Annotated in this window: 22 protein-coding genes and 1 pseudogene; 3 read left to right on the top strand and 20 right to left on the bottom strand. The window is 75.1% G+C overall.

Annotated elements, in window-relative coordinates:
- The 4 genes and pseudogenes from ACYVQV_RS14505 to ACYVQV_RS14490 all read right to left on the bottom strand — a co-directional run.
- Nucleotides 1-417 (bottom strand): annotated as a pseudogene (locus ACYVQV_RS14505) (hypothetical protein); the annotation flags it as partial.
- Nucleotides 418-525: 108 nt separating this feature from the next.
- Nucleotides 526-1,059, bottom strand: coding sequence for a hypothetical protein (locus tag ACYVQV_RS14500; RefSeq protein WP_461024020.1), 534 nt, complete (start codon nucleotides 1,057-1,059; stop codon nucleotides 526-528).
- A gap of 43 nt (nucleotides 1,060-1,102) precedes the next feature.
- Nucleotides 1,103-1,759, bottom strand: a complete 657-nt coding sequence (locus ACYVQV_RS14495; RefSeq protein ID WP_461024019.1) for a response regulator — start codon at nucleotides 1,757-1,759, stop codon at nucleotides 1,103-1,105.
- Nucleotides 1,756-2,895, bottom strand: a complete 1,140-nt coding sequence (locus ACYVQV_RS14490; RefSeq protein WP_461024018.1) for a sensor histidine kinase — start codon at nucleotides 2,893-2,895, stop codon at nucleotides 1,756-1,758. Before ACYVQV_RS14490 ends, ACYVQV_RS14495 begins: the two co-directional genes overlap by 4 nt.
- Nucleotides 2,896-3,055: 160 nt before the next feature.
- Between ACYVQV_RS14490 and ACYVQV_RS14485 the strand changes: the two genes are divergently transcribed.
- Nucleotides 3,056-3,538, top strand: a complete 483-nt coding sequence (locus ACYVQV_RS14485; protein ID WP_461024017.1) for a DUF6326 family protein — start codon at nucleotides 3,056-3,058, stop codon at nucleotides 3,536-3,538.
- A gap of 17 nt (nucleotides 3,539-3,555) precedes the next feature.
- Here ACYVQV_RS14485 and ACYVQV_RS14480 read toward each other — a convergent pair whose 3' ends face one another.
- Complete coding sequence (locus ACYVQV_RS14480) at nucleotides 3,556-4,146, bottom strand: GNAT family N-acetyltransferase (protein ID WP_461024016.1); 591 nt, start codon at nucleotides 4,144-4,146, stop codon at nucleotides 3,556-3,558.
- A 25-nt stretch (nucleotides 4,147-4,171) separates the two neighbouring features.
- Complete coding sequence (locus ACYVQV_RS14475) at nucleotides 4,172-4,879, bottom strand: 4a-hydroxytetrahydrobiopterin dehydratase (protein WP_461024015.1); 708 nt, start codon at nucleotides 4,877-4,879, stop codon at nucleotides 4,172-4,174.
- 185 nt (nucleotides 4,880-5,064) lie between these two features.
- Here ACYVQV_RS14475 and ACYVQV_RS14470 point away from each other — a divergent pair, with 185 nt between their 5' ends.
- On the top strand, nucleotides 5,065-5,943 hold the full coding sequence (locus ACYVQV_RS14470) for a hypothetical protein (RefSeq protein WP_461024014.1): 879 nt from the start codon (nucleotides 5,065-5,067) through the stop codon (nucleotides 5,941-5,943).
- On the opposite strand, the gene ACYVQV_RS14465 is transcribed toward ACYVQV_RS14470, so the two are convergent.
- From ACYVQV_RS14465 to ACYVQV_RS14425, 9 genes are all read right to left on the bottom strand, one after another.
- Nucleotides 5,928-6,332, bottom strand: a complete 405-nt coding sequence (locus tag ACYVQV_RS14465) for a VOC family protein (protein WP_461024013.1) — start codon at nucleotides 6,330-6,332, stop codon at nucleotides 5,928-5,930. The genes ACYVQV_RS14470 and ACYVQV_RS14465 overlap by 16 nt on opposite strands.
- Nucleotides 6,329-8,506, bottom strand: a complete 2,178-nt coding sequence (gene helR / locus ACYVQV_RS14460; protein ID WP_461024012.1) for an RNA polymerase recycling motor ATPase HelR — start codon at nucleotides 8,504-8,506, stop codon at nucleotides 6,329-6,331. Before helR ends, ACYVQV_RS14465 begins: the two co-directional genes overlap by 4 nt.
- Before the next feature lie 179 nt (nucleotides 8,507-8,685).
- Nucleotides 8,686-9,210, bottom strand: coding sequence for an SRPBCC domain-containing protein (locus ACYVQV_RS14455; RefSeq protein WP_461024011.1), 525 nt, complete (start codon nucleotides 9,208-9,210; stop codon nucleotides 8,686-8,688).
- Nucleotides 9,211-9,243: 33 nt separating this feature from the next.
- Nucleotides 9,244-9,576, bottom strand: coding sequence for an ArsR/SmtB family transcription factor (locus ACYVQV_RS14450; RefSeq protein WP_461024010.1), 333 nt, complete (start codon nucleotides 9,574-9,576; stop codon nucleotides 9,244-9,246).
- Between the two features lie 32 nt (nucleotides 9,577-9,608).
- Nucleotides 9,609-10,484 (bottom strand): alpha/beta fold hydrolase, encoded by an 876-nt coding sequence (locus tag ACYVQV_RS14445; RefSeq protein ID WP_461024009.1) that lies wholly within the window; start codon nucleotides 10,482-10,484, stop codon nucleotides 9,609-9,611.
- Nucleotides 10,481-11,671 carry a glycosyltransferase family 4 protein gene (locus ACYVQV_RS14440; RefSeq protein WP_461024008.1) on the bottom strand — a complete coding sequence of 397 codons (1,191 nt, stop codon included), beginning with the start codon at nucleotides 11,669-11,671 and terminating at the stop codon, nucleotides 10,481-10,483. The genes ACYVQV_RS14445 and ACYVQV_RS14440 overlap by 4 nt, the downstream gene beginning before the upstream one ends.
- Nucleotides 11,668-13,179 (bottom strand): oligosaccharide flippase family protein, encoded by a 1,512-nt coding sequence (locus ACYVQV_RS14435; RefSeq protein ID WP_461024007.1) that lies wholly within the window; start codon nucleotides 13,177-13,179, stop codon nucleotides 11,668-11,670. Before ACYVQV_RS14435 ends, ACYVQV_RS14440 begins: the two co-directional genes overlap by 4 nt.
- On the bottom strand, nucleotides 13,176-14,189 hold the full coding sequence (locus tag ACYVQV_RS14430; RefSeq protein ID WP_461024006.1) for a glycosyltransferase family 2 protein: 1,014 nt from the start codon (nucleotides 14,187-14,189) through the stop codon (nucleotides 13,176-13,178). The genes ACYVQV_RS14435 and ACYVQV_RS14430 overlap by 4 nt, the downstream gene beginning before the upstream one ends.
- Nucleotides 14,190-14,250: 61 nt before the next feature.
- Entirely contained in the window at nucleotides 14,251-15,006 is a 756-nt protein-coding gene (locus ACYVQV_RS14425; protein ID WP_461024005.1) for a PIG-L deacetylase family protein, read from the bottom strand.
- Between the two features lie 194 nt (nucleotides 15,007-15,200).
- Here ACYVQV_RS14425 and ACYVQV_RS14420 point away from each other — a divergent pair, with 194 nt between their 5' ends.
- Entirely contained in the window at nucleotides 15,201-18,512 is a 3,312-nt protein-coding gene (locus tag ACYVQV_RS14420; protein ID WP_461024004.1) for a S8 family serine peptidase, read from the top strand.
- A gap of 42 nt (nucleotides 18,513-18,554) precedes the next feature.
- Here the strand turns inward: ACYVQV_RS14420 and ACYVQV_RS14415 are convergent, their stop codons facing one another.
- From ACYVQV_RS14415 to ACYVQV_RS14395, 5 genes are read right to left on the bottom strand one after another with little or no spacing between them, the layout of a single operon-like run.
- On the bottom strand, nucleotides 18,555-19,349 hold the full coding sequence (locus ACYVQV_RS14415) for a hypothetical protein (protein WP_461024003.1): 795 nt from the start codon (nucleotides 19,347-19,349) through the stop codon (nucleotides 18,555-18,557).
- A 5-nt stretch (nucleotides 19,350-19,354) separates the two neighbouring features.
- Complete coding sequence (locus ACYVQV_RS14410; protein ID WP_461024002.1) at nucleotides 19,355-21,202, bottom strand: twin-arginine translocation signal domain-containing protein; 1,848 nt, start codon at nucleotides 21,200-21,202, stop codon at nucleotides 19,355-19,357.
- Nucleotides 21,199-21,711: a hypothetical protein gene (locus ACYVQV_RS14405; RefSeq protein ID WP_461024001.1), complete on the bottom strand. Its 513-nt coding sequence runs from the start codon at nucleotides 21,709-21,711 to the stop codon at nucleotides 21,199-21,201. Before ACYVQV_RS14405 ends, ACYVQV_RS14410 begins: the two co-directional genes overlap by 4 nt.
- Nucleotides 21,708-22,478, bottom strand: a complete 771-nt coding sequence (locus ACYVQV_RS14400; protein ID WP_461024000.1) for a hypothetical protein — start codon at nucleotides 22,476-22,478, stop codon at nucleotides 21,708-21,710. The genes ACYVQV_RS14405 and ACYVQV_RS14400 overlap by 4 nt, the downstream gene beginning before the upstream one ends.
- Nucleotides 22,475-23,026, bottom strand: a complete 552-nt coding sequence (locus ACYVQV_RS14395) for a MauE/DoxX family redox-associated membrane protein (protein ID WP_461023999.1) — start codon at nucleotides 23,024-23,026, stop codon at nucleotides 22,475-22,477. The genes ACYVQV_RS14400 and ACYVQV_RS14395 overlap by 4 nt, the downstream gene beginning before the upstream one ends.
- Between the last annotated feature and the right edge of the window lie 62 nt (nucleotides 23,027-23,088).

Raw genomic sequence — 23,088 nt, 5'->3', positions numbered from 1 at the left:
GAAGTTCACGTTCGACACCTCGGGCCGCGCCCCACCGGACGGGAACACCGTCACATACCCCGGGTGAGACGGAGCCACCACCGTCACGGTCAACGCCACCGCCGAGACCCCCGACGCCGGAACACCCCCACGCCCCAGCACCTCCAGCGAGACTATGCCACCAGCAGGCACCACAGCACGCCCAGCACCCACCCCCGACCGCGTGTCCAGCACCCGCACAGGCGCCAACGGCACCACACCACCCGCCGCGCCTGCAGCGACCGGCGATGTGGCCGCAGCATCCACCGCCGACGCGCGCGGCGCCGTCGGCGAGGCCGCCGCCAGCGGGACGGTGGCGCCGCCCGCCATGGTGGCGAGCAAGCACGCGACAGCGGTCGCGGCGCAGACCAGCGCCGTCCGGATCGGACGTGACGTCATCGGATGTCCCCCGTAGTGCGCACGCCCGGCTGGCGCGGATGTAGCCCGGAGGATAGCTGCGGTAGAAGGGATCCCGCGATGGTCTGCCCCGACTCACGCCGGCTCGGCTCACCCTGGCCGCAGCGCCGCGGTCACGCGATCGAGTAGCCTCCGCATCAGCGACGGGTGTGCGCGGCGCCAGTCGGCCAGGGAGATCACCCGCTCCTCCCCCAGTTGCAAAGCCGCCGACGTCCGCTGCTCGTCGGTCAGTGTGAGCACGCACGCCTGCCCCTCGTCGGCCAGCTCGGCCAACGGGCGGCCGTCGACGTGCCAGAAGGTGGCGTCGTAGGCGTAGGGGGCGACGGCGACGAAGTGCCGACGCGTTGCGGCGTCCGTCACCGTCCTCACACCCGTCTGCATGTACTCGCTGTTGCGGGCGACGACCTCGACGAAGCGGTCGCGGAGGCGCTCGGCGGCCGCGCGGACGTCGTCCGGCCAGTCCTGCACGTGGTGCCAGGGCAGGTCGGTCTCCGCGGAGTCGATGTCGGCAGCGACGAGCCCGAGCGCAGACCTGCACCTCGACGAGACCTCCGACGGCCCGAGGTCGTCGAGGTCGAGCACGTACTTCCGCCGGTCACCGCGCACGCTGACGAGTATGGCCACGGCCTCGCACCCTTCCCGAGTCCTTCGCGCGCTCTGGACCCGGCTACTCGGCTCTCACGCGTCGGGTGGCGTACGCCCACATCGCGACCTCGACGCGGTTGCGGGCGCCGAGCTTCGTCATCAACGACGCGACGTGGGACTTGACCGTGCTCAGGCCGACGAAGAGCTCGGTGGCGATCTCGGCGTTGGTCCGGCCCCGGGCCACCAGCGTCAGCACCTCCTCCTCCCGTTCGGTGAGCGGGACGATGGGCTGGGCCGGCACCACCGGTGCCTGGTCGGCGAAGGTGGCCAGCAGCCGGCGGGTGACGTTGGGGGCGATCAGCGCGTCCCCGGCGGCCGCCGCGTGGACGGCCTGCACGAGCAGCGCCGGCCCGGCGTCCTTGAGCAGGAAGCCGCGGGCGCCGGCGCGCAGGGCGCCGACGACGTACTCGTCGAGGTCGAAGGTGGTGATCACGACGACCGCCATCGGGTCGGTCACGTCCGGCCCGGCGAGGCGTCGCGTCACCTCGACGCCATCCATTCCGGGCATGCGGATGTCGACGAGGAGGACGTCGGGACGCAGCCGGGTCGCGAGGTCGAGCGCTGCGGGCCCGTCCGCGGCCTCACCCACGACCTCGAGGTCGGGTTGCGCGCCGAGGATCATCACCAGCCCGGTCCGGACCAGGTCCTGGTCGTCGGCGACGACGACGCGGATGCTCACCCCGGCGCCCCTACCGGCAGCACGGCCTCGACGACCCAGCCACCCTCAGGCGCCGGGCCCGCGGAGAGCGACCCGCCGAGGAGCCGGGCGCGTTCGGCCATCCCCAGCAGGCCGTAGCCGAACTCCGGGGCCGACCCCGGCTGGGTCTGCCCGTCGTCCGTGACACGCAGCCTGACGGCGTCTCCCTCCCGGCGGACGTCGATCCCGACCCTGGTCGCGCTCCGGGCGTGCCGCACGGCGTTGGTCAGCGACTCCTGCGCGAGCCGGTAGAGCGCGGCGTCCACCGGTCGTGCCAGGCCGGTGCACGGACCGTCCAGCTCGACCTCGACGGTGAGGGGCGTGCCGGCGCGCACCAGCCCGGCCAGGTCCGCGACACCGAGCGGCGGCGCGAAGGCGACCACGTCCTCTTCACGCAGCACCCGCACCATGGACCTCATCTCCGCCAGGGTCCGCGTCGCCTCGGACTCGATCGCGGCCAGGACCTCGGCGGCCTGCTCGGGCCGGGTGCTCGCGACCACACCACCGGCCTGCGCCTGCACCGCGATGGCCGAGACGTGGTGGGCCACCGTGTCGTGGAGGTCGCGCGCGAGCGCCAACCGCTCCTCGTTGCGGATCTCGCGCCGCTCACGGTGCCAGACGTCCGCGCGGTAGCGGAACACCGCCGCGAGAGCGACGACCAGCAGCACGAGGACGCTGCCGCCGACGACGTCGGCCCAGCCCGCGGCGGAGGCGACCATCCCGAGGGCGACGACGACCGTCACGAACGCCGTCCCCAGGACCACCTCCCGGCCCGAGCCCCACCGCACCAGGGAGTAGAGCAGCACCAGCACGACCGTCATCGAGGAGAGACCCAGGTCGCCTGGCCGCACGGCCAGACCGAGGACCGAGAGCAGGCCCGCGACGCCCCACCCGACCAGCACCGCCAGCAGGGGTCGAGCCCGCCGCCAGAGCAGCGCGGGCACCAACGCCAGGGCGAGCACCGTCACGACAGGGCGCCAGGCCAGGTCCGGCCGGACGACGCCCTCGACCACGGCGACGGCAGCGAACACCCCCGCGAGCAGACGGTCGAGACGACCGACGGGCGGGGCGTCAGCGGGCCGCGGCTCGTGCCAGAAGGAGCGGCGGACCGTGCCCATCGCTCCAGCCTAGGGACCGGAGGACTCCGGCGTACCCGCCGAAAGGTGGAGAGAGGAACCCGCCCACCGGCCGAGGAACTGCGGCCTCCGGGCCGATGAACCCCCCGCCGCGCTCAGCGAGCGTGGACGCACCGGTCTCACGAGAACAAAGGAGCCCACCATGACCGCACGCCGACCCACCTCAACCGCCCTGGACGACCCGCCGATCCCGGTGAGAGCCAAGCTCGCCGCGACGTGGACGAGCCTCATGTTCCTGTACGCCTACGTGGACGTCCTCAACTTCTTCACGCCCGGCGTCGTCGAGGACATCCTCGCCGGCCGGGTCTTCGAGTTCGGTCTCTCCCAGACCTTCTCCACCACGGCGCTGGCGTTGATGGCGGTCCCGATCCTCATGATCGTGGCGTCGATGACACTGCCCGCCCGGGTGAGCCGTGTCGCGAACCTCGTCGTGGCCGCGCTCTACGTCCCCGTCACGGTGTTCAATGCGGTGGGCGAGACCTGGCTGCTCTTCTACGGCCTCGGCATCGTGCTGGAGGTGGCCCTCCTCGCCCTCGTCGTGCGGTACGCCTGGACGTGGCCGCGCACCGCACCGTCGCCGATCACGGCGACCAGCGCTGACCGTGCACCCGTCCGTGTCGGGTAGGGATCGCCGACCGTGGCTCACGCGGGGTCGACGGTCTTCACCATCACGCAGTTCCTGAGGCCCTTGGGCCGGTCGTAGGTGAAGCCGAGCCGCTCGTACAGCCGGCGGGTGCCGTTGTACAGGAACGACGACGACACCTTCTTCGTCTGGTCGGTCAGGTCGTGCGGGTAGCTCTCGACCCGTCCGCCACCGGACCGCGCGATGAGGTCGAGCGCGCCGGTGATCGCGAGCTCCGTCAGGCCCTGCCGCCGGTACCGCTTGTCGACGAAGACGCAGGTGATCCGGTAGTCGGGGTCCGCGGTCTTGGTGGCGTGGTACTGCTTGCGGTGGTGGATCGTGGGCAGCTCGGCGGGGGTGCCGTACTCGGCCCAGGCGACGGCCTCGTCGCCGTCCATGACCAGCGCGGCGTGCGCGGTGCCCTGCTCGACGTGGGCCTTCTTCAGGGCCCGGTGGGCCTCGGCACCCTGGCCGCGCTCTGGGGCGTCGGGGTGGAACCAGAGGCACCAGCACCCACCGAAGATGCCGTTGTGGCGCAGGACCATCGCCTCGAAGGCCGGCCAGGTCGCCGTGCTGAGCGGCGCGACCGTGTACGCCTGGCTGGCTGCCATGTCGTGCCTCCTCGACCTCGGCGGATCAGTCCCTCGCGGCAGCGGACACGTCGACGCAGACGACCGCGGTGTTGCCCTCCTGGTCCGCGACCACGGTGAGGCCGGGGGCGTTCGCGTCGCCGACGACGGTCCCGCCGGCAGCGACGGCGGCGGCGACCCGCTGCTCGGCCACCTCGGGCGCGACGTACACCTCGACGTGGACCCGCTGACCCGGGCCCTGCTGCTCGTCGAGGTCGCCGAACCACAGGTTCGGCACCCGTCCGGTGGCGTCGCGGACCTCGTCGCTGGGGCTCCCGCGACCCTGGCTGCTCGCGTCACCGGTCAGCAGCGCCGCCCACACGGGCGCGACGGCGCCCGAGCCGGCCGTGTCGAGACCGAGCTCGATGTGGCTGACGGACGTCGGGTCGGCGGCGAGCCCGTGCTCGGCCGCGACCTGGCTGATGCGACGAGCGAGGTCGACGTCCTGCTGGGTCACCCACTCGACGCGGTGCTCCGTGCCCTGGTGGTCGCGGTAGATCGCGTCGTCGCTGACCAGCCGCAGGTCGACGTACCCGGCGCCGATCGTCACCCGCGGGTGGTGGCCGATCTCGTCACCCGCGTCGCCGACCGCGGTGACGAACCGCGCCGCCGCGCCGAAGTCGTCGACGAGGTACCGGGCGTGCAGCGCCTGGGCGAGCTTGCGCCAGTCGGTGAGCCCTGCCGCGGCGATCTGCTCGCCGCCGAGCATGTCCATGGACCGGGAGCGTATCCCCGCGTCCCCTCCCCGCACCACGGTCGCGAGGCACGGGACGACGGCTTCCTGGCGCCCCGACGAACCGGCAGCGGGCGGTCCGGGGTTCCCCCACCCGCGGCGCTCCTGCGACCATGCGAGCACCCCAGGCGCACAGGGGCTGTCGACGTCGACCGGAGGAGCGGCCGGTGCAGGAGCAGGAGCCCGAGGAGGGCCGCACCACGAAACGTGTGGACCGGGTCCTCGGGCTGGTCAAGTGGGTGGCGCTCGCCGTCGTGCTGGTGCAGGCGCTCCTGGTCTGGACCGGCGTCCTCGACCTGCGCGAGGCCGTGGGCCTGGCGCTCGCCCTGGAGGCACTGCTGGCACTCGCCGCGGTGACGCTCGCCGTGAGGGGCGGGGTCGGCTACCGGCGGGCGCGCGCCCAGGGCTCCACGCGGGAGGAGGCCTTCCTGGAGGCGCTGCGACCGGTGGTGCCGGCTTTCCTGCTGGCGGTGGTGCGTCACGAGTACGGGGTCTTCGGCGCCATCGGGCAGCGCCTGCGCGGCCGCGTCGACGTCGCACCCGAGGCGACCGCGGTCCCCTACGGCCGGGACGTCACACCGTTCCTCGCCCTGTTCGCCGGGCTGTCGGTGGTGGAGCTGGTCGTCGTGCACCTGCTCGTGCCGTGGGAGTGGCTGCGGGTCCTGCTGCTCGTCCTCGGCGCGTACGGCCTGGTCTGGATCATCGGCCTGCTCTGCGCCATCCACGTGCGCCCTCACCAGGTCGACCGGTCGACCCTGCTGCTGCGGTTCGCGCACGTGGCTCAGGTCGCGGTGCCGGCCGACGCCGTGGTGAAGGCCGCAGCGCAGCTCTCCTCGGGCCACCGCCGCACCGTCGACGTGGAGGGCGGGCACCTGGCGCTCGCGGTCGGTGGCTCGACGAACGTCCGGGTCCAGCTGCGGCCGGGCACCCGCGTCACGACCGGCCGGGGAGAGGTGCACCACGTCGACTCCGTGTCGTTCACCGCCGACGAGGCACCGGCCGCCGTCCGGGCCATCGAACGGGCCGCTGCTCAGGGCTCCCAGTAGACCTCGACCTCGTACCCGTCGGGGTCCAGGCACTTGAGGCTGACGTAGCCGTCCTCGTCCCACGCCTCAGTGACCGTCACCCGGGCCTCGCGCAGGTCCGCGAGCAGGGCCCGGACGCCGGCCGGGTCCGCGGCGCGGAAGCCGAAGTGCACCCCGGCGGCCGGCGGCGAGGCCGGCTCGCCCGCGTGCACGGCGAGGTCGAAGCCGTCGTCGTTCGACACGAACACGGTGCCGTCCGGGTAGGGCCGCGGGGTCGCCGTGAACCCGAACCAGCGGCGGTAGAACGCCAGTGACGCCTCGACGTCCCTCACCGTCAGGTTGAGGTGGACCAGCGGCAAAGGTGCGCCCGGCGACGGGCGATCGCCGGCCGGGCTCGGTCTCGTCGTCATGTCGCGTCCCTCCGCCCGTCGGCCGTGAGCACCACCAGCTGCCGCGTGGTCCGCGTCATCGCGACGTACCGGTCCACGGCTCCCTGGGTGCCGGCGTCCCAGCGGTCGGGGTCGACGAGCACGACGAGGTCGAACTCCAGCCCCTTCGCCAGGACCGGCGCCAGGGACCGGACCCTCGGCCGCTCGGCGAACCACGGGGCGCCGACGACGCAGGCCACGCCGTCATGGTGCTCCGCCAGCCACGCGTCCACCACCGGTTCGAGGTCCGACCGGGCCCCGTACCGCACCGGCACCCCGGCCTCCCGCACCGACGCCGGGACGTTCGCGTCCGGGACGGCCGCCCGGATCACCGGCTCGGCGACCTGCATCACCTCCCGCGGCGTCCGGTAGCCGACCCGCAACGACATCACGCGCGCCGCTCCGGCACCGACGCGCTCCAGCCGCTCCTGCCAGGTGCCGTCGAAGCCGCGCCGGGCCTGGGCGCGGTCCCCCACGACGGTGAGGCTGCGCGATGGGCACCGGGCCAGGAGGACCCGCCACTCGGCGTCCGTCAGCTCCTGCGCCTCGTCCACCACGACGTGCGCGAACGGACCCGCGAGGGGGTCACGGGCGTCGCCCTCCCCGACGGCCTCGTCGACCAGGACGTACTGGAGGTCCTGACCGCGCAGCATCGACATCACCTGCATCTCGCTGTCGTCCGTGGCGACGAGGTGCTCGACCACCTCGTCGACGCGGGCCTGCTCGGCCGCGAGCGCGACCCGCCGCCGACGGCGCCGCCGGGAGACGTCGGGGTCGCCGAGACGCCGGCGGGCGGCGTCCAGCAGCGGCAGGTCGGACGTCGTCCACGCCTGCGGGTCGGCGCGCTGCAGCAGGCGCACCTCGTCGGGCTCCAGCCAGGGTGCGCACCTGCGCAGGTACGCGGGGACGGACCACAGGTCCCCGACGACGTCCGCGGGCTCCAGCACCGGCCACGAGCGGTCGAGGACGGCGCGCAGGTCGGCGTCCCGCTCGAGCGCCGCGCGGACCACCTGCCCGGGGACGTCCTCGTCGGCGTGGGCGTCGACCAGCAGGGCGAGCAGCTCCTCCCAGATCACCTCGCGGGCCTCGTTGTGCGGCGTCCCCGGGTCGGGGGCGTCGAACAGCGCCGCCCAGTCGTCCGGACCCAGGCGTACCCGCGTCCAGGCGGTCTCGACCACCACCGCCCGCGGCGGCGGCTCCTCGTACAACGCGACCGCCGGTTCGACCGCGTCGACCATCCGCGCGTCGCCCTTGAGCCGGGCGACGTGCGGGTCGTCCTCGTCGGGAACGTCCGCCCCACCGGGGACGAGGTCGCGCAGGGTGCACAGGCGCACGGCGTCCTCCCCCAGGTTCGGCAGGACGTCGGCCACGTACGACAGGTACGGCTGGTGCGGGCCGACGAACAGGATCCCGCCGTGCGAACGCCCCAGCCGCGGCTCGGAGTGCAGGAGGTACGCGGCGCGGTGCAGGGCGACGACGGTCTTGCCCGTCCCCGGGCCGCCGTCCACGACCAGGGCGCCGCGGGAGCCGGCGCGGATGATCGCGTCCTGGTCGGCCTGGATGGTGCCGAGCACGTCGCGCATCCGGTGCGAGCGGCTGGCACCGAGGCCGGCGACGAAGGCCGACTGGTCGTCCGGGGCGAGCCGTGCCGGGTCGTGCCCCGGCCCGTCGGTGCTGAGCACCTCGTCCCAGTAGTCGGTGACGGCCCCGTCGGTCCACCGGTAACGGCGGCGACTGGCCAGCCCGCGAGGCTCCTCGAGCGTGGCACCGAAGAAGGGTTCCGCCGACGGGGAGCGCCAGTCCACGAGCAGCGGCTCGCCGGTGGTGTCCTTGAGGCCCAAGCGGCCGACGTACACCGGCCGGCCGCCGTCCGCGGGCACCATCCGCCCCAGGCAGACGTCGAGTCCGAACCGGCTCAGGGTCCGCAGCCGCGCGGTCAGCCGGTGGACCTCCTGGTCCCGGTCGAGGGCCTGCTGACCCGACCCGCCCGGCGCGCTGCGCGCCGCGTCGAGACGGTGGGAGAGGTCCGCGACCGCGGCCTCCAGCGCGACGGCGACGGCGACGAGGTGCTCCTCGTCGTCCGCCACGAGGGTCGGGTCGGCCTTCGCGACCAGGTGCTCAGGCAGTCGGAAGACGCTGGTGGACAACGGGTTCACGGGGACGGCTCCGATCCGGGAACGGTCCCGGCACGACGACGTCACCCCCTGCTGGGGTCGCCCACCGGACGCTGTTCCGACGGGATCGTCGGGCACGACCGGGGCCTTGCCGCAAGGCCCCCGTCGCGCTATACGTTGGATACGGAGGAGCTGCGGCTCCTCCGTTCACGTGCCCGGGGTCAGCCGGCGGAGACGAGCGCCCGGTAGCGCTCCTCCAGCGCGGACGGGTCGGCCTGCGCGACCGGCGTGGCCGTCCCGGTGTCGAGCAGCTGCTCCAGGGTGTCCAGGCAGACGTGGTAGCCGGCGAGGTTGCTCTCGACGCTGGGCCCGGACACGGCGCCGACCCACGTGGTCAGGACGAGGTGGGTGGCCCCACCGACCGGTTCGAGCTCCCAGCGCAGCAGGTCGGTGTCCCAGGTCAGCTCGAGCGTCCGCGGCGGGTCCCACACCCGCAGCTCACCGGGGAGCACGGCGTCCTCGATCCCGTGCCGCTCCACGACGTCCGGCCAGAACGGGAAGGTCAGGGCGGCACCCGGGCACCGCTCGCCGACCACGTCGGCGGGGAACCAGTAGCGCAGGTGCTCGGACTCGGTCAGAGCCCGCCACACCTTCTCCGGCGGGTGGGCGAGCCGTCGCTCGAACCGCAGGACGGTCCGCTCGCCGTCGGTCAGCACCTCACCCATGCGCGGGTCGGACGGGGTCATGGTCGCTCCTCGGGGTCGGTCAGGTGAATCAGGTCAGTCAGCTCGATCGGTCGGGTCGGCGGGCATCTCGTCGAGCCGACGCTCCAGCGCGTCCAGCCGGTCCGCCCACGCCTGCCGGTAGGGGGTCAGCCACCGGTCGACGTCGCGCAACGGCTCCAGGCGCACGCCGTACCAGCGGCGTGGCCCGTCCACCCGGACCCGGACGAGGTCGGCGTCCCCCAGGACCCGCAGGTGCTTGGAGACGTTCGGCTGCGGCGCTCCCAGCTCCGCGACCAGGTCGCCGACGGGGCGCTCCCCCGTCTGCAGCAGCAGGTCGAGGATCCGGCGCCGCGTCGGGTCGGCGAGGACGGCGAAGGTGTCACGCACCGGACCACGGTCCTCCACCCCGCATATGCCTGTCAAGGCATATTCGGGGTGCCCTGGGCGCAGAGCCACTCCAGCGCCGCCTCGGCGTGACGCAGCACGGACACGTGACCCTCACCGGCCACGACCCGCAGCGTGGCGCGCGGCAACCGGCCCGCCAACCACCGCGCGTGCGCCGCCGGGACCGCCCGGTCGTCCGCGCCGTGCAGGAGCAGCACCGGCGCGACGACGTCCTGCAGGTCGAAGCCCCACGGCGCCACGTACGCCAGGTCGTCGTCCACCAGCGGTCCCGGCCCGGCCTCGAGCGCCGGGCCGACCACCGAACCGAACCAGGCCCACTCGCCCCGCAACGCCGCCCAGTCGGCGTCCACGAACCCGATGTCCCCCGGGTCCCCACCGCCGCCGGCGGCCTCGTGCGCCTCCTTCACCGCGCGCCCGGCCGCCGCGGCCTCCAGGGACCGCCTGGCGGCCGGCGCCATCCCGGCGAACCAGTCCAGGCCCTCGGCGCCGAACGGCGACAGGCCCGCTCCGGCGACCACCCCGACGACCCGGTCCCCCAGCAGCGCGCCGCAGGCCAACGCGTGCGGCCCGCCGCCCGAGTGCCCCACCACGGCGAACCGACCGAGTCCCAGGGCGTCCGCGACCGCCGCGACGTCCGCCGCCGCCGAGGCGACGTCGCGACCCGGCCGGGCGGTCGACCCTCCGTAGCCGGGCCGGTCGTACCCGACCCACCGCAGGCCGAGCCGGTCGGCCGCCGCGAACAGCGGCTCCGGTGGCGACCCCAGGTTCGGCGTCCCGTGCATCCACACCACCGGCAGGCCGCCGTCACCACCCGCGTCGTACGCGCGCAGCTCTCCACCGCCGGGCGCGGCCACCTGCACCGTGCGCACCCGTGTTCCCGCGTGGGTCACCCGTCCTCCTCTCGCCGCCCGTCCGACCGGCTGGGCGGCTCGAACTCATCGGTCCCGACGGCTCCCCTGCGGCTCGGCGCACGTGACGGGACCGACGCCGTCGCCTCGGCGACGACCCGCGCGAACGTCGGCGCGACGGCCGGCACGGTGAAGACCTCGACCGCGCGGGACCGTGCAGCGGCTCCCAGCCGCCGGCGCACCGCCGCGTCGCGCAGCGCCTGCAACCCGTCCGCCAGGGCCCGCGCGTCACCCGGCGGCACGAGGACGCCCGTGCCACCCAGCGCCCACCGCACCGGGGGGACGTCGGACGCGACGACCGCGCGTCCGTGCACCATCGCGTCGACGAGCTTGGCCGGCAGCTGCGACAGCGACCAGCTGCGCGCCAGGCTGGGCACGGCGACCACGTCCGCGCCCGCCACGAGCGCCTGCCCGGCCGCGAACGCCGTGCGCCCCAGCCAGCGCTCCCACGGTCGCGCGTCGCGCGGTGGGTCGGCGGTCACCTCGAGGCGCACCCCGTCGCCCCGGAACGTCGCGACGGCCCGGCGCAGCACCTCGACCCCCGAGTGGTCACCCACCGTGCCGACGAACCGCACCACCAGGTCGGCACCCGGCTCAGCACCGGCGCGCCGCACCGGGTCCGGCGGCAGCTCCCGGACGTGCGGGACGACGGCGCCGCCGTACCGCCGCTGCAGCACGGGGTTGCTGACCAGGACCGGGTAGGACCGCAGCGACCTGCCCAGCCGGAGCAGCTCGGAGCGCCGGCCGTCCAGCCGCGCCCGCACCCGCCGGCGCAGCGGCTGCCACCGCAGCCGGTACTCCAGGTCGGGGTCGTCGACGTCGACGACGAGGGGCAGTCCGTGGACCTCGGCCAGCCGCGTCGCGACACCCAGGCTGGGCGGCAGCGGCTTGACCGCCACGACGGCGTCCGCCCACCGGGCCGCCTCCTCGAGCCGCGCACGGCGGACCGGCTCGGGGAGGTCCGTCAGGACCGCGCAGTCGCGCGCGAACGCCGTGTCCCGCAGCGGTTCCCACACCTGCCGGCCACGGACGGCGACGACCCGGACGGGCCAGCCCAGGTGCCGGGCGAGCAGCCACAGGCAGTACGTGCGACCGGTCGAGTTGTTCTCCGCGTTCGGCGTCACCAGCAGCAGCCGCGGGGCGCCCGACCCCACCGGGCCGGGCGTCACGGCGCCACCCGCCGCGCCGTCAGCCAGGCGACCACCCGGCGGCTGGACGTCGGGTGCACCGTGGCGGCGAGGACGGCGACCACCGCCACGAAGGCGAGCCCGCCGACGGCGAGCCGCCCCACGGGCACGTCCACCGCCGCCGCGGCCAGCACGTACGCGGCGCATCCCCACGCGCTGACGTGCGCAGCGGGCGCGACCGCGGCCAGCTGGTCGCGCAGACGGACGCCGGTCAGCCGCTGCTGGATGACCAGCAGCACGGGCGTCAGCGCGACCCCCGCCGCCGCGTACCCGACCGCGACACCCACGACACCGAACGGCAGCCCGGCGACCACGCCGAGCGTCTGCGTCACCGTCGACAGCACCTGGAACCGCAGGTTCAGGTCGGCCCGGCCGACGCCGCGCATCAGCGCCGGGGTGACGAACAGGACCGACTCGCGCGCGCCCGCGACGGCGAGCACGGTGACCAGCACCGCGGCCGGGTGCCACGACGGCCCGAGGACGACGGCGACGAGGTCCGCCGCCGCCACCGCGACGAGGGCCATCACCGGCAGCGCCGCGGACGCGACGAGCTGCGTGGCCACCAGCAGCACCCGGCCCGTCGCGGCCCGGTCCCCCGCCGTCCGGGAGAACCACGGGAACAGCACCCGGTGGACCGTCAGCCCGAGCAGGACCACCGGCAGCACGAGGACCCGGTAGGCGATGGCGTAGTACCCCAGGCTCTGCGCCCCGAGGAACCTCCCGACCAGCACCGTGTCGACGTTCGACGAGACGTACGCCAGGCCGTTCGTCGCGAACACCCTCGCGCCGAACGGCACGAGCTCGGCGGCCGGGCGCACCGAGCGGGACAGGCCCGGGCCCCGCGCCGCGACGACCAGGCCGGCCGTCACGACCAGCTCGGTGGCCAGCACCTGCGCGGCGAACGCGAGGTGCCCCGCCCCCAGGACCAGGGCCGCCAGGCCCACGACGCCCCCGGCCACGGCGCCCGCCACGTCCGCGACGGCGAGCGGGCCGAACGCGAGCCGTCGCGACAGCAGCGCGCGCGGCGCGACGGACAGCGACTTGACGAGCACCGCGACCGCGAGCACCCGCAGCAGGGACGGCAGCTCCGGCTGCCCGAAGAAGGACCCGACCGCGGGGGCGAGTACCCACGTGGCCGCCGCCATCACGCACCCGAGGGCCAGGTTGACGGTGGCCAGGGCCTCCGCCGCGCCGGGCCGCAGGCGGGGGCGCTGCACCAGGGCGGACGCCAGCCCCAGGTCCAGCAGCAGCGTCACGAGCGTCACGCACACCGTCGCCGCGGCGACGGCCGCGTAGGTGTCCGGGCCGAGCACCCGGGCCAGGACGACGCCGAACGCGACCTGCACCGCCTGGCGCGTGCCGAGGGCGACGGCGCTGGCGCCGACCGCCCGCCGGGCGTCCGGTGGCGGCTCCACCGGCCCCTGGGCCGGGTGGTGCAGCGGCTCCTGGACGTCGCGGTGCGCGGCGCCGCCCGTCGGGTCGTGCGTCACGCCGTCCCCAGGGACCGGACGGGGCGGAGCCGCAGGTGCCCGGCGTCCGGGCGCTGGTACTCGACGTAGGCCACGCCCACCGCCCCCAGCAGCAGACCCACGCCGCGGCACACCGTGCGCAGCGCGTGGGCCCGTCGGGCAGGGGAGCCGCGCAGCGACAGCAGCGCCACGAGCGCCCCGCCGGCGACCCGGGCCAGCCCGGCGCCGAGGGCGGCGGTGCGGGCCGTCGCCCGCTCGACCGTCGTCCCGGCCAGGCGGACCGAGACGATCGCCCAGGTGTTGCCGCTGCGGACCGCCCGCAGCAGCACCCAGCCCACCCGGGCGCGGGCGGCGGGGACGACGTCGACGACCACCGCCTCGTCGCACCAGACGATGCGCTCACCCCGCCGCACCAGGTACCTCGTGAAGTACGTGTCGTCGGCACCCGTGAGTCCCAGCCCCTCGTCGAAACGCAGCCCCCATCGGCGGACCACCCTCAGGTCCAGCAGCAGGTTGCTGGTGGCCGCCGCGGGCACGCACGTCCCGCTGGTGAACCGCCGGCGCTCGAAGAACCGTCCCGCGACGACGAACGGCGGCGGGGGGACCTCGTAACGCGGCACGACCGCCCCCACCACCGCCGCCGGGCGCTCGGCCGCGAACCGGTCGAGCAGCGCCCCCAGCCACCCGGGGGCCGGGCGCTCGTCGTCGTCGACGAACACGAGGAGGTCGTCGTCACCGCTGCTGTCCAGGGCGCGGTTGCGCGCGGCCGGGATGCCCGGCCGCGGCTCGTGCACGTACGCGACCGATCCCGCCAGGGTGCGCGCGACGGCGTCGACCTGGCCCCGCGCGGAGCCCTGCGGGCTGTTGTCCACCACGAGGACGCGAGCGGCGGCGACGCGGTCCGCCACGTCGGCCACCTGGTCCGACAGCAACGGCAGCACCTCGGCCAGGTGCGCCGGGCGCAGGTACGTCAGGACGGCCACGGTCAGGCGCAGGGCGCACGGCCCCGCCTCGGCCGGCGGCACGCTCACGGCGGTGCCGGTCGGCTGGCGGCGGAGCGGCCCGCGTGACGGACCGCTCCCCCGCCGCGGGTCATCCCCCGCCCTCCGGCAGCGGGGGTGGGGACTGCAGGTCCCACGCGCGCAGCAGGACGGCGTGGCCGACGCCCGCGGCCCGGCCCTGGGCCGCGGTGACCGCCGTGAGCAGCTCCCGCGGGGCGGGGTGGCCCTCGATGCCCGCGAGGTACTGCGCGTGCGCCTCCAGGGAGGCGATCCCGCGCTCCAGCGGCTCCCCGGTGACGTCGACGGCGTGCGTCGGCCGGGTGTGCCCGGCGACGAGCAGCCAGCGCGTGGACCAGGGCGCCAGGCCCTCCTCGACGAGCTCGGTGAAGACCCACCGATTCGCGGCGTCGCGCACCGCGTCGGCGGTGACGAGCCCGGCGACGCGGTGGTCGGCCTGGTTCAGCCCGGCGACGAACTCCTCCTCCCACGAGCCGGTGAGCACCGCGTGGGGACGCACGTCGCGGATGACGCGGGCGACGTCGCGCCGCAGGTCCAGGCCGTACTGCAGGACGCCGTCCGGGTGCTCGAGGAAGTCCACCCGGCTCACCCCGACGGCGGCCGACCCGACGACCTGCTCACGCACCCGCAGCTCCGCGGTCTCCGCCGGGTGCGAGGCGTCCATCCCCGCCTCACCGCGGGTCAGGAGCACGTACGACACGTCGACGCCGCGGGCGGTCCAGCGCGCGACCGCGGCCGACGTCCCGTACTCCAGGTCGTCCGGGTGCGCCACGACGCACAGCACCCGCCGCAGGTCGTCCTCGGGCAACGGCGGCAACGGCTCGCTCATGGCCGGAGCGTACGGACGACCACGGGCCGCTGTCAGCGATTCACTGACCGTTGTCAGGATCGGGCCGGCGGTGCTTCACTGTGCCCGCGCCGACCGGCGACCGCCGCTCGGCGCGGACGCTCCACCGTCACCCCAGCGGGTCATGGCCGCCCGGCGACTCCGGGCCCGAGCACACGGCACAGCCGGAGGCTGGCATGGCCGGTCGCACCACGTCCCGAGTCGTCCTCGCCGCGCTCAGCGGTCTCGCCCTGACCGCGGGGGTGCTGGCCCCCTCGGCCGCCGTCCCCTCCGGCGCGCCCGCGCCGCCGGGGCTCACCGCGACCCCACTGGCTCCCGACGAGGTCCTCGACACGGACAAGGCGCCCACGGCGCGGGTCGCCCGTACCGACCCCTCGCTGCTGGCTCGTGACGACGCCGAACCGGTCCGCGTCCTGATCAAGCTCGACCACGACTCGACGGCCGCGTACGCGGGCGGTGTCCGGGGGCTCGCGCCGACCAGCCCGTCGGTCACCGGCCGGGCGCTCACCGGCCGCAGCGCGGCGGAGCGCGCCTACGAGCGCTACCAGCGCGAGCGGGAGGACGACGTCCGGGCCGCGATCGAGCGCACCGTGCCGCAGGCGCAGGTCGGCGAGGCCCTGCGCACCGTCTACGGCGGCCTGACCGCCACCGTCCCGGCGAACGCGGTGGAGACGCTCCTGGCGGTCGACGGGGTGGCGGCGGTGCAGCTCGACGAGCTGCGCCAGCTGCTGACCGACTCCAGCCCGGAGTTCATCGAGGCCCCGCCCGTGTACGCCGACCTCGGCGGGTCCGCGTCCGCCGGTGAGGGCGTCCTCTACGGCAACCTCGACTCCGGGGTGTGGCCCGAGCACCCGTCGTTCGCGGACCCCGGCACCCTGCCCGACGCCCCGGCGGGCCTGCCCTGCGACTTCGGCGACAACCCGCTGACCGCGCAGGACGACCCGTTCGCGTGCAACGACAAGCTCGTCGGCGGCCGCGCCTTCCTCGACACCTACCTGTCCGACCCGGCCCGGGCGCAGGACGAGCCGTTCCACACCGCCCGCGACTCCAACGGTCACGGCACGCACACCGCGTCGACGTCCGCGGGCAGCCACGTCGACGACGTGAGCATCCTCGGCGGTGACCTGCCCGCGATCCACGGCGTCGCCCCCGGCGCGTGGGTGATGGTCTACAAGGTCTGCGGGGTCATCGGCTGCTTCGGGTCCGACTCGGCGGCCGCCGTCGCCCAGGCGGTGCTGGACGGCGTGGACGTCATCAACTTCTCCATCTCCGGCGGCACCGACCCGTACACCGACCCGGTCGAGCTCGCCTTCCTGGACGCCTACGCCGCGGGCGTCCTCGTGTCCGCCTCCGCGGGCAACGACGGCCCGGGGGCGGGCACCGCGAACCACCTGGGCCCGTGGACGACGACGGTCGCGGCGTCCACCCAGACCCGCGAGCTCGCGACGACCCTCACCCTGACCGCCGCCGACGGCAGCACCGCCCGGTTCCGCGGCGCGTCGGTCACCCCCGGCGTCGACGAGCACCCGGTCGTGATGGCCGCCGACCCGCCGTACAACCGCCCGTTGTGCGACGCCCCGGCACCGCCCGGGACCTTCGACGGAGTCGTCGTGGCGTGCCAGCGCGGCGTGAACGCCCGCGTCGACAAGGGCTTCAACGTCCTGCAGGGCGGCGCCGAGGGCATGGTCCTGTTCAACCCGTCCCTGGCCGACACGAACACCGACACGCACTGGCTGCCGACGGTGCACCTCCCTGACGGCACCGACCTCGTCGCGTTCATGGCGGCCCACGACGACGTCACCGGGTCGTTCCCCGCCGGCGCGCCGGCCGAGGGCCAGGGTGACGTGATGGCCGCGTTCTCCTCGCGCGGGCCGGCCGGCGTCGTGCTCAAGCCGGACGTCACCGCACCCGGCGTGCAGGTCCTGGCCGGGGACACCCCGGTCGCCGAGTCCACGACGTCCGGTCCCCCCGGTGAGTACTTCCAGGCGATCGCCGGCACGTCGATGTCCTCGCCGCACGTCGCCGGCGCCGCGCTGCTGCTGCGCCACGCGCACCCCGACTGGACGCCGGGGCAGGTCCGCTCGGCGCTGATGACGACCGCGACCACCGACGTCGTCAAGGAGGACCTGACGACGCCCGCCGACCCGTTCGACATGGGCGCGGGCCGGATCCGGGTCGCGCCCGCGGCGGACGCGCCCATGACGCTGGACGAGTCCGCCGGGGACTACCTGGCCCTCGGTGCGGACGCCCGCACCGCCGTGCACCTCAACCTGCCGTCGGTGTACGCGCCGGTGATGCCCGGGCGGCTGACCACGACCCGTGAGCTCACCAGCACCAGCGACCGGCCGCAGATCGTGACCACCGGCGCGCAGGCCGGACCGGGGACGACGATCACGGTCAGCCCCCGCCGGGTGATGCTGCTGCCGGGGCGGACCGTCGAGGTCACGATCACGATCGAGGCGAGCACCCCGCTGGGGACGACGAGCCACGGCCAGGTGCTGCTCAGCACGCGCGAACGCACGCTGCACCTGCCGGTGGCGTTCACCCACACCCAGGGGACGGTGGCGCTCACCCAGTCCTGCGACCCGGGCGAGGTGACCCCGCCCGGGACGACCGAGTGCACCGTCGAGGCGGTGAACACCGGCTTCGAGGACCAGGTGGTCGACCTGACCAGCACGGTCAGCCGCGAGCTGCGGGTGGTCGCCGCGGACGGCGCCGAGCGGGACGGCCCACGCACCGTCCGCCTCGACGACGTCACCCTCACCGGCGCCCGTCCCGGCGTCCCCGCCGTGGACCCCGGGGACAGCCCCGCCGGCTACCTGCCGCTCGCCCTGTTCGGCATCGCACCGACCGCCGTCGGGGACGAGCAGGTGCTCAACCTGGACGTGCCCGCGTTCCGGTACAACGGCCGCACCTGGACCCGCCTGGGCGTCAGCACCAACGGCTACCTCGTGGTCGGCGGGGCCACGGCCGAGGACAACAACTGCTGCACCCTGCCCGACGGCCCCGACCCGGCGCCCCCGAACAACGTGCTCGCGCCGTTCTGGACGGACCTGGACGGCACCGGCGCGCCGGGCGTCAGCGCCGGCTCGCTCACCGACGGGGTGTCGACGTGGGTCGTCGTCGAGTTCGCGCTCAACGTGTTCGGCACCACCGACCAGCGCACCTTCCAGGTGTGGCTGCGGACCGGCGGCGAGCAGGACATCACGTTCACGTACCCGCCGGAGGACCTGCCGACCGACCCGGCCGGCCAGGACTTCCTCGTCGGGGCGGAGAACGAGGCCGGCCAGGGCGACGTGGAGGCCGTCCTGCCGACGTCGGACCTGAGGGTCACCTCCTCGGACCCCGCGGACGGCGGGTCCGTGGGCTACGCGTTCACCGCCCGCGGGCTGAGCGCCGGCACCGCCACCGTCACCACGGAGATGACCGCCAGCGGGGTCAGCGGGACCACCCGGGTCGTCGACGAGGTGGTGGTCCTGCCCCGGTGAGGCCGTCCGGGGGCGGCCCGCAGGGCTGCCCCCGGGCGGCCCTCAGACGGCGGCTGCGGACCGCTGCGCCCGCGGTGTCGGCGCGGACCGCAGCACCGGCCGGGCGACCACCAGCAGCACCGCGCCGAGGGCGCTCGCCACCACCGCGCCGACGGGCCCGGCGGCGACCGCACCGAGGAGCGTCGCCGCACCCAGCTGACCGGTCACCGCGAGCCGCAGCGACCAGGGCTCCAGCCGCTCGAGCCGGCGGTGCAGCGTCATCAGCGCGCCCGGCGAGCGCACGCCCGCGGTGAGCAGGACGGCCGCACCCCGGACCAGGCCGAACAGCCCGCCCAGCGCCAGGGCGGCCGCGGGGGACGCGGTCAGGGCCGCCAGCACGACGAGCAGGTACGTGCTCGCCGTCATGACGTAGGTGGCGAAGCCGGACCCGATCTGGGCACCGAAACCGGCGGCGTACACCCAGCGCCGGTAGCGGTCCAGCCACACCTCGTTGACCTGCCGGGGGTGCAGGGGCAACCGGAAGTCGAGGAACCGCGTGTCGGCGGCGGTGGCGACGAGCGCGGCCGAGGCGCCGAGCACCGCGAGCACCCACGCGTCCCCGGTCGCCAGGAGCGACACCAGCCACGCGGCGAGCGACCCGGCGGCGCCCAGCGCCAGGCCACCGAGCGCGGCGCCGAGCACGAACCACGCGCAGGTCAGCCCGTACCGGTTGCCGCGGGAGCGCTCGGACATCGGGTTGATCGCCGACACCATGGACAGGCCGCACGGCGACCAGGTGCCGCGCACGGCCGCCAGCACCGCCGTCACGCCCGCCGCCACGAGGACCCAGCTCGTCACGTCCATCACCGCACCACCACGTCCTGCGTCGAGATCACCGGGTTCGTCCTGCCGTCCACGGCCCGGACGACGACGACGTGCTGGCCGGGCGTGGTCGTGAAGGTCACGTCGAAGCCGTGGTCGCCGTCCACGCCGTGCTCGTCCGCGACCTCCGGGCTCGGCTCACCGGTCCGGCCGCGCGCCACCTCGGTGCCGTCGACCGTGACCGTGACGGGGAGCTGGGTGCCGGGCCGCTCCTCGTCGAAGGCCCAGCCGCTGAGGCGGACCGTGTCGCCGGTGACCGTGGTCTCCTCGACCCGGCCGAGGGCGCCGGCCTGCGCGCCGACGGTGACGGTCCGGGTGCCGATCACCGGGTTCGTGGTCCCACCGCCGACGTTGATGGCGTGCACCCGGAACGTGCGCACCCCCGGCGGCGCGGACAGGCGGATCTCGAAGCCGTGGTCGCCGGTGATGCCGAACGTGCGGTTGACGTCGGGCCGGGACCGCCCGGTGGGGAACCAGGCGACACCGACGCCGTCCAGGTAGACCGCCACGCTGATCTCCTCGGACGGGCGGTCGGGGTCGTAGGCCCACCCGCGGAGCAGCACCTCCCCGTCGCCGGTCGTCTGCGCGCTGTCGAAGTGGCCGAGCGGCGCCACGCCGGGGTTGACCTCGACGACGCGGCGGGCCAGCAGCGGGTTGCCCGACCCGGGTCCGGCGTTGATGCCGTAGACGTCGATCGTGTGCCGGCCGTTGGCGACCTCGATCTCGATGTCGTAACCGTGCCGTCCGCTGACCCGGAAGGCGGAGTTGACGTCCGGCCGGTCGACGTCGGTCGGGAACCAGGAGATGCCGCGCCCGTCGACGTAGACGGCGACGTCCACCGACTCGCTGGGGCGGTCCGGGTCGAACGCCCAGCCCTGCAGCCGCACGGTGTTGCCGGAGGTGGTGACCCGGTCGAGCGCCCCGACGGGCAGGGCGTCGGGGTTGACGTGCACGGTGCGGCTGGCGAGCACCGGGTTGACCTGGCCCGAGCCGACGTTGATGGCGTACACGGTGACGGTGCGCGGACCGTCGGGGGCCTCGAACCGGATGTCGAACCCGTGGTCCCCGCCGATCCCGAAGCTGGCGTTGACGTCGGGCCGGGGGACGTCGGTGCGGAACCACCCGACGCCCTGGCCGTCGACGTACACGGCGACGTAGATGGACGACCCGGGCTCGTCGCGGTCGTACGCCCAGCCGGCGACGCGGACCGTGTTGCCGCTGGCGGAGAGCACCTCGACGTTGCCGACGGGCGGGTTGCCGTTGAGGCACGGGGCGGAGTGGCTCGTCGTGTTGTTGTCCGTCCGGCTGGCGGTGGAGCACACGCCGCCGTACTCCTGCCACGGCGGCACGCACGACACGAGGCGGCACAGCACCGGCCCGGTCTGCGACCAGGGGATCTGGGTGTTGCACTGCCCGTACCGGAACTGGTTGCAGTTGACCAGGCGGTTGTCGCACGTGCTGGGGTCGTCGTTGCACCGGCACGGGTAGCGGTCGTCGCCCCGGTAGCTGTTGCAGTCGATGTAGTACCGCGCGGCACCGCCGCAGAAGGAGGCGTTGTCCGCCTTCCACCAGCCCGCGACGAACGACCCCGGCGGGCACGTGTTCGAGCCGTTGTTGATCGTGCAGCAGAACACCGTGTACCCGGAGCCGCACGTGTTGTGGGACCCGCAGACCGCGTCGTAGGCGCTGGCCGGGCGGGTCAGGTAGCTCCACGGGTTGACCGCGAGGGCCGCACCAGCCAGCGTCGCCCCGCGCAGGAAGCCGCGGCGGTCCGTCCGGGCCCGGCCGGCGACCTTCTCGACGATGCGCTCCGACAGCGTGCTGCTCATGAGACCTCGATCCCGTCCAGTGCGGTGTTGACCTGGGCGCACAGGCCCGGGACGTCGCTGCGCGAGCCCAGGACCACGAACAGGCACCACGCCCGGTCGGCGTGGGTGAAGAACCGCTGGTACCCCAGCTGGCCGGCGAGCTTCTGCTGCAGCTGGTTCGGCGTGAAGTCCTGCGGTCGGGGCCGGGGCAGCTGCTGCTCGGCGAACAGCGCCGTCCCGACCTCGTCCGGGCCGTACTCCAGCAGCGCGACGAAGGCGTGCCGCTGACCCATCAGCTCGACCGCGCCGGTGCCGAAGTCACCGCGGCGGCCGGGCAGGGCGAAGTTGCCCAGGTGCAGCACCGGCGTGACCCGCTCGGTCGCCTGAGCCGCCTGCCCACCCAGGGCCTCGAGCGCACCGGCGCGGGGGGCGGCCCCCGGCGTGCGGGGGTCCTGGCGCAGGAACACCCGTCCCTCCCAGAACTCCGGCAGCCGCGCCCGCAGCCCGTACCCCGACAGCACCTCGCTCACCGCGACACCCCCCGTCCCGCCTCGTCGTCGACCGCGACCCCGCCGTACAGGCTGGGGTGGCCCGGCTCGATCCCCGCCTCGAGCAGGATCCGGTCCACGTCGGCCTCCCGCTCGAGGTCGCCGGTGGGCTTGCGCAGCGCCCGGGAGTCACCCGCGGCCTGCGCCACCAGGCCGGACATCTGGGTGAACGAGGACCCGGAGCCCTGGCCCTTGACCCGACCGGTCCGCCCGTCGACGACCACGACGTAGGGCGACCCGGGGACGTCGTAGGCGTCCCAGGCCTCGCTGGACATGACGACGTCCACGCCGCGCGGCCGCAGCTGCTCGAGCAGGCCGGGGCTCTCCTCCTGCGGGCCCTTGCTGACGACGAGCAGCCGGGTCCCCTCGGGCAGCGCCCAGGAGCCCGGCCGCGCCAGCTCGTCCCAGAACCCGACGCACCCGGTGCAGCCGGAGGACAGGAACGCGAGCAGGGTGTCGTGCTCGACGCCGACGGTGCGGACGTGGACGATCTCGCCGTCCGGCGTCGTCCCGGACACGTCGGAGGCCGCCGCCCACTCGTCGCGGCGCTGCACGGAGTGCACGGCGGGCGCCGGCGGGGCGACGTCCTGCACGGTGCGGAAAGGCGGGACGCCGGCCTCCTGCGGCTCCTCCCCGCCGTCCAGGCGGTGCAGGCGCCGCAGCACCTCCGCGTACCCCCGCAGGAGGCCGGCGACGAGCACGCACAGGACGACCAGGACCACGGTCTGCGTGACCAGCAGGACCATCATCGGACGGGGACACCTCCGGAACCGGCCTGCAGCAGGGCAGGCAGCGCGGTCATGAGCAGGTAGCAGGCGTACGCCAGCAGGGCGGTGAGAGCGAGCAGCGGCACCCCGGCCCACGGCTGGTCGCCCAGGGCGGCCAGGTAGGAGCCGCTCGCCAGCGCGCCGGTGGCGTGCAGGCCCAGGGCGAGGAGGGCGACGAGGGCCAGGCCCGCGTTCGTGCCGACGTGCCACCGGGACACCGGGGTGCTGGCTCGCCCGAAGCAGCCGCACGAGGCTCCCGGCGACACGCGCAGCACCCGCCAGGAGAAAGCGGCCAGGACGCCGTAGGTCACGGCGAGGGCGAGCAGCGGCCAGGGGCCGCCGACCAGCAGGACGGCGAGCGCCACGACCACCTCCGCGGCGCCGCTGGCGCGGCTGACCCAGGCGTCCCGCAGGAAGCGCAGCGGCAGCCGCGCCGCCACGACGGCCCCGCGACCGGCCTCGGGGGCGAGCACCTTCGGCGCACCCGCCACGAGCAGGAGCAGGGCCCCTGCAGCCACCAGTCCGACCACCACGCCTCCTTCGCCACCGTCGCGGGACGGGACGCCCCACGACCGGGTGGAGTCACGCTGCG

The organism is Thalassiella azotivora (genome assembly GCF_054781695.1).
This window is presented reverse-complemented; position numbering and strand designations above follow the sequence as displayed.

What these genes read in the sequence shown, in the direction of transcription:
- ACYVQV_RS14490 (WP_461024018.1), bottom strand. Translation starts at nt 2,895, where the DNA reads ATGGGCACGGTCCGCCGCTCCTTCTGGCACGAGCCGCGGCCCGCTGAC.
- ACYVQV_RS14485 (WP_461024017.1), top strand. Translation starts at nt 3,056, where the DNA reads ATGACCGCACGCCGACCCACCTCAACCGCCCTGGACGACCCGCCGATC.
- ACYVQV_RS14480 (WP_461024016.1), bottom strand. Translation starts at nt 4,146, where the DNA reads ATGGCAGCCAGCCAGGCGTACACGGTCGCGCCGCTCAGCACGGCGACC.
- ACYVQV_RS14475 (WP_461024015.1), bottom strand. Translation starts at nt 4,879, where the DNA reads ATGGACATGCTCGGCGGCGAGCAGATCGCCGCGGCAGGGCTCACCGAC.
- ACYVQV_RS14465 (WP_461024013.1), bottom strand. Translation starts at nt 6,332, where the DNA reads ATGACGACGAGACCGAGCCCGGCCGGCGATCGCCCGTCGCCGGGCGCA.
- ACYVQV_RS14455 (WP_461024011.1), bottom strand. Translation starts at nt 9,210, where the DNA reads ATGACCCCGTCCGACCCGCGCATGGGTGAGGTGCTGACCGACGGCGAG.
- ACYVQV_RS14425 (WP_461024005.1), bottom strand. Translation starts at nt 15,006, where the DNA reads ATGAGCGAGCCGTTGCCGCCGTTGCCCGAGGACGACCTGCGGCGGGTG.
- ACYVQV_RS14420 (WP_461024004.1), top strand. Translation starts at nt 15,201, where the DNA reads ATGGCCGGTCGCACCACGTCCCGAGTCGTCCTCGCCGCGCTCAGCGGT.
- ACYVQV_RS14410 (WP_461024002.1), bottom strand. Translation starts at nt 21,202, where the DNA reads ATGAGCAGCACGCTGTCGGAGCGCATCGTCGAGAAGGTCGCCGGCCGG.
- ACYVQV_RS14400 (WP_461024000.1), bottom strand. Translation starts at nt 22,478, where the DNA reads ATGATGGTCCTGCTGGTCACGCAGACCGTGGTCCTGGTCGTCCTGTGC.